Source organism: Mycobacteriales bacterium, assembly GCA_035533475.1.
Lineage (GTDB): Bacteria > Actinomycetota > Actinomycetes > DATLTS01 > DATLTS01 > DATLTS01.
This window is the reverse complement of sequence record DATLTS010000010.1, coordinates 1-9,359: the sequence shown is the minus strand read 5'-3', so window position 1 is coordinate 9,359 and position 9,359 is coordinate 1. Positions and strand designations below refer to the sequence as shown.

Sequence of the window (9,359 nt, the reverse complement as noted above, 5' to 3'; positions counted from 1 at the left end):
CGCCGGCAGTTTGACAGGGTGGGAAGAAGCCATAAATCCCGGCTGCCCGCTGACGGGACCGCTGGACACACCTCGCGGTGACAAGCGATCCTGAAACACGCCCGTTAGGCGATCACCCGTGCGTGGAAGGGCAGGCTAGCGACGGACCGCGCGCCGGTTGGTCAACAGTAACCGGGCGGATCCCAGTGATCGTCAGGGAGTGCCGGTTGAACATCGAGTCGACGATGTGGATGAACGCCTCGTAGCAGCTGAAGAGCCCGTGCCGGCCGGTGAGCTGCCGCCCCAGTACGCGTCGAGGCGGGGCAGCTCCTCGGTCGACAGGGGTCCGCCCGGCTGATCAGGGTGCGCGTCCATGCGCCGCCCTCTTCGCTGCCGTGCCTGGTTGCGCTAGACGTCGCAAACGATCGGGATCGCGAAGCGGCGAGCCGGTTAACTCGGCAGTGACAGGCGAAGACCCCGCCCGGGGAGGCGAGGTCTTCGCGCTTGCTGGTGTTACACCTCGAGCGGAGCCGGGGTCTTGGAGCCGAGCACGATCTCCTTGGCGGGGGAGACCTTGCGGTAGTGCCGGAACCCGAGCCCGGCGAACAGCAGCATCAGACCGCCGGCGACGAAGGCACCGATCGCGGCGATGCCCGCAACCGTCCCGATCGTGGCCCACCCGTAGGCGTTGAGCAGCATGCTGCGCAGGCTGGTGCCTTGGAAGACCGCGGCCTGTTCCGCCTTCAGCGCGGTGTCGGTCGGGTTGGCCAACGCCTGGGCGCTGACCGTGGCGTAGACGCCGCCGTAGGGCATCTCGGAAAGGTGCACGGCGATGAAGTCATCGGCGTAGGCCCTGGCCTGCGGTCCGGTGAGCAGCTGCTGGCCGGCGTAGGGCTCGATGGTGGTGATCATCGAGGGGGTGATCTCGCTGCCCGGCTTGGCGTTCGCGAACGCCGCCTTCGGCGGGAAGAAGATCTTCTGACTGGCGAGCTGGCTGTGGACGTTGCTGGCCACGAACGAGCTGCCCCAGGCGAGCACGCCGCCGGCTGCGATGAGCACGACGGCGAGCAGCAGGCCCGCGCCGGAGACCAGCGCGTCGAATGTCTTGCGGCGCATGGCACGCCTCCCTTTCTTCGTCCGGCCCTGTCGTCCGGCTCTGTCGTCCGGCCCTGTCGTCCGGCTCTGTCGTTTGCTGTCGAGATCGAGCCTGGCCGAGCGCGTTCGAATCGGTCAGGGCCGCAGGTCACCGGTCTGTGGGACCTTCGTCCTGCCGGCGGCGATCACATCGGCCAGCGGGCGGCGGTGTGTGCGCGGCCGGCCGTGGCCGTAGCCGAGCCGCAGCACGATCTGCGGGTGGCCGAGCAGGCCGAGGCTGCGGGCCAGCAGGGTCCGGGTCGCCGGCACCTCGACGACCTGCGTCATGGGGGAGGCGGTCACCCCGTCGGCGGCGGCGCGCAACAGCAGCCGGCCGAGGGCCTGCCCGGCCTCGAGCCAGGATGCGGGGTCATCACCTGGAGTGCCGAGCACGACGACGAGGGGGCGTTCCGGCGTCGGCGGGACGCCCGACCGGCTGTGGGCGGCGGTGAGCGTCCCGTCGACGTCGAAGTCACGCAGGCGGAACACGCTGCCGCGCTCGGCGACCGGGGTCGCTGGCACGGCTTGGCGGGGGATGCCGTCGTCGGCGGCGGGCGTGCTCCGGCTCCAGGCTGCCAGCTCGGCTTCGTAGTCGGGATGGTCAAGTTCGATGTCGTTCGCCCGGGCCAGCAGGACGGCGGCGGCGATCTCGTCGTCGGCGGTGTCGAGGACCCGCAGCCAGCCACCCTCGGCCGAGGCCGCGGCCCGCAGCTGCTCGACGAGCGCGGCGGGGACCGGGCGTTCGTCGAACACGCCCCGGTCGGTGTAGCGGAGCGGGATGGCCTCCGCCAGCGCCTGCTCGTCCACGGTGACCGGGTCGGCGCCGCCGGCGGTGATCCGGGCGAGATGATCCGGGTCGGCGGGATCGGGCAGCAGCTCGATGAGGCATGCCCGGTCGAGGGCGCGGACCGCGGTGCGCGCGAAGAAGATCGCCGCCCCGCAGCTGACGTGCAGCTCCCGTGCGGCGGGGTCGATGACCCTCAGTTCCCGGGCGCGGTCGGCGAAGACGTCGAGGACGTCGCCGTCGACGCGGAAGCGCCAGGGCTGGCTGTTGTGCAGCGACGGCGCCATCGTCGCCGCCTCGACGACGGTACGCATGTCCTCGCTGATCATGTGCTCCTCCTCGGCTGGCCGTGACACGCCCAGGCAAGCCCTAAGGGGCGTCGGCGGGTAGAGCCGCCCGTCCCCCACCGGGGGGGACTTAGGGCCCGATCGGGACGAACGGGAAGATCCGCCGGGCCCGGTCGGGCGCGCCGGCCGTCACTTCGACGACCGGGGAATGCGCGTGGCGCCCGCACGGTCGGCCCACCGCCCACCGCCCGTGGTCCCGTAACGGATGGTCACCGATCCCGAGACTCTGCGCTTGGTCGCCCAAGGTTGGGTCGCGGTGAGATGGTGAGCCGGGAGGGAGGGCCGCGCATGGTGCACGAGCAGCGGGAGCCCGAGCACCCGGGCAGGTCGGTCGAGGTCGCGGTCACCCGCGACCGGTCCCACGGCCTGTTGGAGGCGATCGTCGCCATCGGCAGCGGGCTCGACCTGCAGGTCGTGCTGCACCGCATCGTCGAGGCGGCGGTCGCGTTGGTGGACGCCACCTACGGGGCGCTGGGGGTGATCGGCGAACCTGACCGGCTCTCCCAGTTCCTGACGGTCGGCGTCGACCGGGAGACCCACGCCCGGATCGGCGCGCTGCCCCGCGGTCACGGCATCCTCGGGCTCCTCATCCGCGAGCCCCATCCGATCCGGCTGGCGGATCTGTCCGCTCATCCCGCCTCGGTGGGTTTCCCGGCGCACCACCCGCCGATGACGAGCTTCCTCGGGGTGCCGGTCCGGGTCCGCAACGAGGTATTCGGCAACCTGTACTTGACCGAGAAGCGCGGCGGTGGGGAGTTCACCGAGGAGGACGAGCGGATCGTCGTCGCGCTGGCCACCGCGGCCGGGGTGGCGATCGAAAACGCCCGGCTCTACGACGAGGCGCGGCGGCGGGAGCGCTGGCTCGCCGCCTCCGGCGCCGTGATGACGAGGCTGCTGTCCGGCACCGACCCCGACGAGGTGCTGGCCCTGGTCGCCGCCCAGGCGCGGGAGATCACCGAGTCCGACGTCGCGATCATCGCCATGCCAGCCGATGCGGCCGGCCTGCTCGTCGAGGTGGCCGACGGCGTCGGTGCGCAGACCCTGCGCGGCCTCACCCTGCCCGTCCCCGGATCGCTGTCCGGGCTGGTGTTCGGTTCAGCGGAACCGTTGGTGGTCGAGGCCCTGGCGGCAGACGACCCGCTCGCCGTCCGGCTGGCCTCGCTGGTGCGGCTGGGGCCAGCGGTGGTCGTGCCGCTTGGGGCGGCGGGGGCGGTCAGAGGCGTGCTCAAGATGGCCCGACACGCCGGTGGGATGCGTTTCAGCGAGCCGGAGCTGCGGATGCTGGAAAGCTTCGCCGGGCAGGCGACGGTCGCTTTGGAGTTGGCCGAGCGCCGCCGGGACGCCGAACGGTTGCTGGTGTTCGCGGACCGGGACCGCATCGCCCGGGACCTGCACGACCTGGTCATCCAGCGGCTGTTCGCCAGCGGAATGCAGCTGGAGAGCGTGGTGCGGCTGATCACCAACGACGATGCCGTTGCTCGCGTCCTTCGGGTGGTCGACGAGCTCGACGGCACGATCCGGGAGATCCGCACCACGATCTACGCGCTCCAGACTCCCGCCGACCCGGAGGGACCAGGCATGCGGACACGGCTGCTCGCGGTGACCGATCAGGCCGCCGAGACCCTCGGGTTCGCGCCGTCGCTCCAGTTCACCGGGCCGGTGGACGCCAGCCCGGCCGAGCTGGCGGAGCAGGCCGCAGCAGTGCTCGCCGAGGGTCTGTCCAATGTCGCCCGGCACGCTGAGGCCAGCGCAGTGCAGATCAGGGCGGAGGTGGACGCAGAAAGCTTCACCCTGCGGGTGACCGACAACGGTGTCGGCCTGCCGGCGGACGGGCGGCGCAGCGGTCTGACCAACATGGCCGAACGAGCCCGGAGCCTGGGGGGGACGTTCACCGCCGAAGCACCACCGTCGGGCGGTACCGAGTTGGTGTGGACGGTGCCGACCAGGCCGGGGTGAGCGTCACCCGCGCCGGCTACCGCCCGTGGTCGTGCTGGTGGGCCTGGGTCACGAACACCGCGGCCTGGGTGCGGCGCTGCATCCCCAGCTTGGCCAGCAGGTTCGACACGTAATTCTTCACCGTCTTCTCGGCCAGGTGCAGCGCCTCGCCGATCTGCCGGTTGGTCAACCCCTCGCCGATCAGGTCGAGGATCCGACGCTCCTGGGCGGTGAGCCCGGCCAGCGGATCGTCACGGGTGGCGTGATCCCGGAGCCGGGCCATTACCTGCGCAGCAGCCTGAGGGTCCAGCAGCGAGCCGCCCCCCGCCACGGTGCGCACCGCACCCACGAGGTCGCTGCCCCGGATTTGTTTGAGCACGTAGCCGGCCGCCCCGGCCATGATCGCGTCGAAGAGCGCATCGTCGTCGGCGAACGAGGTCAGTATGAGGCAGGCCAGCTCGGGCATCCGCGACCGCAGCTCCCGGCAGACGCTGACCCCATCGCCGTCGGGCAGCCGCACGTCGAGCACCGCCACCTGCGGGCGGACCGCCGGCACCCGGGCCAGCGCCTGCGCCGCCGTGCCGGCCTCCCCGACGACCTCGATGTCACCGTCGGCCTCCAACAGCTCACGGACCCCCGCCCGAACCACCTCGTGGTCGTCGAGCAGGAACACCCGGATGGTGTCGGCGTGGGGGTGGTCGGGGTCGGGCATGGCCATGCTGCTCCCGTCGGACTCGCGCTCAGTGCACCTTCACGACGGTAACGGGTCTGCCGGCGCCCGACGGGACCAAAGTCCCAAGCTGGCGGGTCGCAAGCCACTGCCCGGCGGCCCAAGAGGCGCTTAGCTTGGCGCCGGGACCGATGCTCGAAGGGGGCCACAGATGCCGACCGGGTTGGACAGGGACGTCCTGCTCAGCGACGCGCAGGTCATGCACATCCGCCGCGCCGTCCCGGGCGACGTGACGGAGCTGCGCGAGTTGCCCGAGCGGCTGTCGCTGCGTTCGCTGTATCTGCGGCACTTCTCCGGCGCCCCGAACGTCGACGCCGACCTGGCTGTGCTGCTGCGGCCCGCCCACGCCGACCCGCCTCCAGCCGCCGCCGCCGCCCCGACGCGCCCCGGCGCAGTCTGGATCAGCAGGCAGCCGAAGGGACCGAGATGACCAGCGCGACCGGTGCGGTGGGAGCGACGCCGGTCGTCGTCGCCTCGACTCAGACCACGCCGCTGCAGCACCGGTTCCCGGTCGCCGCCGCCGGGTCACACCGGGCCACTGCCCCGGGTGGCGCCTGCCACGGACTCCTGCTCGGAACCAGGCGCACCCTGTGCGGCCTGCCGGCCGGATGGTTGACCGTGTTCCCGGGCATCGACTTCCGCACGGTCGGCTTCCTCGACCGCTGTCCCGACTGTGTCGAGGCGATCGCCGATCACACCGGGGCGCCCGGATGACGGGCATCACGGTCCTGCTGGCGGGATCAGCGGCGGAAGCCTCGGCTACGGGCCAGCGGCTTCGCCGACGTGGGGATGTCGTTCTCAGCTGCAACCCGATGCCGGGCAGCACCGCTTCCTGCGTCGGCGCCGGCCCGGGCGGCCGGTGCCCGTTGGACACACCGGTCGACGTCGTGCTGGAGCTTCCCGCCGCGGACCAAGCGTCGCTGAGCGCCGCCGACTATCCGGCGGTGTGCGCGGTCTACGCGGACGTGCCGGTCGTCGTGGCCGGACCCCAGGGGGCAGGGCGGTTCATCGACTGGGCCGTCCTGCGCTGCGAATCGGGGGACGCGCCCTCGGCCTGCGAGCGGATCCACTCGCTGCGCCGGGACGCCACGTCCCGGTCGCTGCCGCAGGCGCTGCGCGCTGTGATGCGCCGCGCCGGCTACACCCGACCCGTCGGCGTCACCCTGACGGTCGGGCACCTCGGCCGGCCGGTGCTCACCGTGCACACAGCCGGTCCGCTGCCGGCGGAGATGCGGGAGCGGTTGGAGACTCTCGCGCGGCTGGTCCTCGGGGTTCGCCCCTGGAGCGATCAGCTCACGATCGCGACGCGAGCCTTCGCCGACGGGACCTTGGCCTCTGGCGTCCCCGAGCGTAGAGGTGTGTTCTCGTCCTGACGTTCGCGCCCACCCGGACGGTAGGTTCACGATGAGCACACGCAGCCTCGACCTGACGGCGGATCTCGCGCGTGACCTGGTGGCAACAGCCGTCCGGGCCCCATCGCTGCACAACAGCCAGCCGTGGCAGTTCCGGCTCGACGACGGCGGGATCGAGCTCCGCGGCGACCCGAGCCGGCTGCTGCCGGTGGCGGACCCGAGCGGTCGTGAGCTGGCGATCAGCTGCGGCGCCGCCCTGATGAACCTGCGGCTGGCCGCCCGCAGTCACGGGATGAGCACCCACGTGGCGCTCGTCCCGGACCCGGCGGAACCGGCCCTGTTCGCCCGGGTCGCGGTCACGGCCGGCCCGGCGGCCACCGACGAGGAACGCCGCCTGCTCGCCGCTGTTGCGCGCCGCCACACCCATCGCGGACGGTTCAGCGAGCGTCGTGTCGCCCCCGAACTGATGGTGGCGTTGATGGACGCAGTCGCCTTGGAGGGGGCGCACCTGTTCGTCGTCGGCTCGCCGGGGCGGGCCCGTCGCCTCGCCGACCTCGTCGCGGCCGCCGAGCGCACGCAGCGAGCCGATCCCACCTGGCGGGACGAGCTGCTGAGCTGGACCCCCGCGCCGGCGGAGGACCGCCGCGACGGGGTGCCCGCCGCCGCCTACTCCAGCCACGTCGTGGCCAGCCCGAACTCCCTCGTCGGCCGGGACTTCGACCTCGGCCGCGGTTGGGGGCGACTCCCCGGCGCCGGCCCGGAGGAGGCGGTCCTCGCCGTGCTGGCCACCGACGGGGACTCCCTCGAGGACTGGCTGAGCGCCGGCCAGGCGGTTCAGCGCATGCTGCTGCGCGCTGCCTGCGACTGGGCCTTCGCCGCCATCTTCAGCCAGCCGCTCGAACTGCGCTACGTGCGGCACCTGGTGGCCGAGGAGCTCAGCACCCCCAACGACCCCCAGATGCTGCTGCGCATCGGACACGCCGACGGCGCCGCGGCCACGCCGCGGCGCCCGGTGTCCGAGGTGTTCCGCGCTGACTGACGGCCCGGCACCCCCCGGGAGAACGAACCGAGCCCGTCCGCGCCCGATGACCTTCGACCCTGTCTCGAGCTGCTGACGCGGCTCATGATGGGGAGGTGGCGACCGAAGAGCCCGGGGTGGAGACGTTGCCTCGGGCCGATTGTGACCGCCTGCTCGCCAGCGGCTCGATCGGCCGGGTCGTGCTGACCGATCACGCCCTGCCGGTGGCGCTGCCGGTGAACTACGCGGTGGACGGGGCCGACATCGTGTTCCGCACCGGTGAGGGCAGCAAGCTGGCGGCCGCCCGGGCCGGGATGGTGGTCGCCTTCGAGGTCGACGACTTCGCCCCGGACCACCGCTGCGGCTGGAGCGTGCTCGTCACCGGTATCGCTCGGCCGCTGACGGACATCAGCGAGATCGTGCGGGCCGATCAGCTCGGCATCGAGTCGTGGGCGCCGGCGTCGGCGTCGACCTACGTGCGGATCAGCACCGGACTGGTGTCCGGCCGGCGGATCCGGGCCGCCTGACCGCTAACGGCGGGCCAGCAGATCGGCCGCGTGGTCGGGGTCGTAGGTCTCTCGGGGAGCGCAGGGAGGAAGCCGCCAGTCCCAGCCCGAACCCGAAACGATGCATAACGACAACCGCTGGGCCAGCCTCCCAGCCGGACCCTGGGCGACCGCCCCGGATCGTGCTGCCGTGAGCGAAGAACTTGCCCTGGATCGCGACCCGCCCGCCGGTCACCGCATCGGCAGCGACCGGATCGATGTCCGTGTCCGGCCTAGCAGCCGCTCAGCTTGCTGCCCTTGTCCGCCTCCGACGTCGCCGACGCACGAAGACGATCAAGAACGTCGTAGATGCTCCCGGCCACGTCGTGATCCTTGCCCAAGCCGGCCCCGATCGGGTGGTGGCGGGCGGGCTCGCGCAAAATTCCGAGCTGGGGATTGGCCGAGCAGGGCGATTGCGATCGGGCTACGGTGGGCAGTGAGAGATGCCTATGATCGATCTAGGCGGGCAGGGAGGCGGGATCATGGCGGAGAAGAAGACGCTGGAACAGCGCCGCGAGGAGTTGCTTGCGGCGGCCAAGTCGCGTCCGGGGGTCGCCGAGGCATCGCGCGTGTTCGAGGCGGCTCTGAAGCAGTCGCCGAGCGACGGTCGCGTGTACCGGGCGGTCACGCGGTTTGCGACGGGCGGCAACGCGTAGACGCAGGTTCAGATGCCGGGATGGGGCGAGATCCTCGCCGAGGTCCAGAACAGCGTCGGCCCGACTGGCCCTGATTTCGACGGCGTGCGGCGGAAGTACCTCGTTGATCTCCACCTGAAGACCGGTCGGAGCACGATCGTTTACGCTTCGGACTTCTTCGGCAAGGCCGGGCCGCCAGCACCGGGTGTGTTAACACTGCCGTCCATGACACAATCTGCCCCGGGTGCTCGCGGGACGCGACGCGCCTCCTATAGCCAGCTATAAAACGTCGCCTATATAGCTGACTATAGCTTGCCGCCCTTCACTCTCGCCGTCGATGTAGACCTCGCCGAGGACGTGGGCGGCGCAGACCACCCCGTGTCAGTGGCTCCTCGCCCGCCTCGGTGCAAGCGAGATTCTTCGGCCACACAGAATGGGATCGCGGTTCGTATGCGGAGGTGTCACCTCCACCACGCCGCTGACCAGCGGAAGTGTCTCGTGCCGGCGGGACCGATACGAACCGGTTGCACGAGTTCGATCACTGCGGGGCGCCGGGGCGGCGGACCCGACAGTGCGGCCCTGTGGCGTTCGTCAATCTCTCGTCCCCCGTAACGAGATCGAGCAATAATTGAAATCTGTGGATGTGCCGGGTGGGGGTCGTACCTTCCCGGTGGTCCTGTAAGCCCTCAAGCAAGACCGGCGCTGCAACGCTGGTCGGGAAGGTACGACCATGTCCAAGGTAAGCCACAGTGGGTCTCATGACCAGCCTGCGAATTCGTCCGCGGGGTCGGGTTCGGTGCTCGATCTGGTGTGCCGGCAGGGCGCGCAGTCGATGTTGATGGCGGCGGTGGAGGCCGAGGTCGCTGCCTATATCGAGGCGTTCGCTGATGTGCGCGATGA

Annotated in this window: 10 protein-coding genes and 1 pseudogene; 7 read left to right on the top strand and 4 right to left on the bottom strand. The window is 71.3% G+C overall.

The genetic code is table 11. From position 1 onward, the window contains the following. Nucleotides 1–112: 112 nt before the first annotated feature. From VNG13_01135 to VNG13_01125, 3 genes and pseudogenes are all read right to left on the bottom strand, one after another. Nucleotides 113–274, bottom strand: a pseudogene (locus VNG13_01135) (hypothetical protein). Between the two features lie 218 nt (nucleotides 275–492). Next, nucleotides 493–1,095, bottom strand: coding sequence for a hypothetical protein (locus tag VNG13_01130; GenBank protein HVA59124.1), 603 nt, complete (start codon nucleotides 1,093–1,095; stop codon nucleotides 493–495). Between the two features lie 114 nt (nucleotides 1,096–1,209). Beyond that, on the bottom strand, nucleotides 1,210–2,226 hold the full coding sequence (locus VNG13_01125) for a hypothetical protein (GenBank protein ID HVA59123.1): 1,017 nt from the start codon (nucleotides 2,224–2,226) through the stop codon (nucleotides 1,210–1,212). Between the two features lie 282 nt (nucleotides 2,227–2,508). Between VNG13_01125 and VNG13_01120 the strand changes: the two genes are divergently transcribed. Next, nucleotides 2,509–4,200 carry a GAF domain-containing protein gene (locus VNG13_01120; protein ID HVA59122.1) on the top strand — a complete coding sequence of 564 codons (1,692 nt, stop codon included), beginning with the start codon at nucleotides 2,509–2,511 and terminating at the stop codon, nucleotides 4,198–4,200. A gap of 16 nt (nucleotides 4,201–4,216) precedes the next feature. Here the strand turns inward: VNG13_01120 and VNG13_01115 are convergent, their stop codons facing one another. After that, nucleotides 4,217–4,891, bottom strand: a complete 675-nt coding sequence (locus tag VNG13_01115) for a response regulator transcription factor (protein HVA59121.1) — start codon at nucleotides 4,889–4,891, stop codon at nucleotides 4,217–4,219. Nucleotides 4,892–5,060: 169 nt separating this feature from the next. On the opposite strand from VNG13_01115, the gene VNG13_01110 reads away from it, so the two are divergent. The 6 genes from VNG13_01110 to VNG13_01085 all read left to right on the top strand — a co-directional run bounded on the left by VNG13_01110 (nucleotide 5,061) and on the right by VNG13_01085 (nucleotide 8,480). Next, nucleotides 5,061–5,339, top strand: coding sequence for a hypothetical protein (locus VNG13_01110; GenBank protein HVA59120.1), 279 nt, complete (start codon nucleotides 5,061–5,063; stop codon nucleotides 5,337–5,339). After that, entirely contained in the window at nucleotides 5,336–5,623 is a 288-nt protein-coding gene (locus tag VNG13_01105; protein HVA59119.1) for a hypothetical protein, read from the top strand. Before VNG13_01110 ends, VNG13_01105 begins: the two co-directional genes overlap by 4 nt. Beyond that, entirely contained in the window at nucleotides 5,620–6,282 is a 663-nt protein-coding gene (locus VNG13_01100) for a hypothetical protein (protein ID HVA59118.1), read from the top strand. Before VNG13_01105 ends, VNG13_01100 begins: the two co-directional genes overlap by 4 nt. A 31-nt stretch (nucleotides 6,283–6,313) precedes the next feature. Further along, the gene (locus VNG13_01095; protein ID HVA59117.1) at nucleotides 6,314–7,300 is read left to right on the top strand and encodes a hypothetical protein; all 987 of its coding nucleotides are present in this window, start codon (nucleotides 6,314–6,316) and stop codon (nucleotides 7,298–7,300) included. 95 nt (nucleotides 7,301–7,395) lie between these two features. Further along, nucleotides 7,396–7,806 (top strand): pyridoxamine 5'-phosphate oxidase family protein, encoded by a 411-nt coding sequence (locus VNG13_01090; GenBank protein HVA59116.1) that lies wholly within the window; start codon nucleotides 7,396–7,398, stop codon nucleotides 7,804–7,806. 500 nt (nucleotides 7,807–8,306) lie between these two features. Further along, entirely contained in the window at nucleotides 8,307–8,480 is a 174-nt protein-coding gene (locus VNG13_01085; protein ID HVA59115.1) for a hypothetical protein, read from the top strand. Nucleotides 8,481–9,359: the final 879 nt, after the last annotated feature.

Excerpts from the sequence above, each read along its gene's own strand:
- VNG13_01115 (HVA59121.1), bottom strand. The coding sequence starts at position 4,891 with ATGCCCGACCCCGACCACCCCCACGCCGACACCATCCGGGTGTTCCTG.
- VNG13_01130 (HVA59124.1), bottom strand. The coding sequence starts at position 1,095 with ATGCGCCGCAAGACATTCGACGCGCTGGTCTCCGGCGCGGGCCTGCTG.
- VNG13_01085 (HVA59115.1), top strand. The coding sequence starts at position 8,307 with ATGGCGGAGAAGAAGACGCTGGAACAGCGCCGCGAGGAGTTGCTTGCG.
- VNG13_01100 (HVA59118.1), top strand. The coding sequence starts at position 5,620 with ATGACGGGCATCACGGTCCTGCTGGCGGGATCAGCGGCGGAAGCCTCG.
- VNG13_01105 (HVA59119.1), top strand. The coding sequence starts at position 5,336 with ATGACCAGCGCGACCGGTGCGGTGGGAGCGACGCCGGTCGTCGTCGCC.
- VNG13_01125 (HVA59123.1), bottom strand. The coding sequence starts at position 2,226 with ATGATCAGCGAGGACATGCGTACCGTCGTCGAGGCGGCGACGATGGCG.
- VNG13_01095 (HVA59117.1), top strand. The coding sequence starts at position 6,314 with ATGAGCACACGCAGCCTCGACCTGACGGCGGATCTCGCGCGTGACCTG.
- VNG13_01110 (HVA59120.1), top strand. The coding sequence starts at position 5,061 with ATGCCGACCGGGTTGGACAGGGACGTCCTGCTCAGCGACGCGCAGGTC.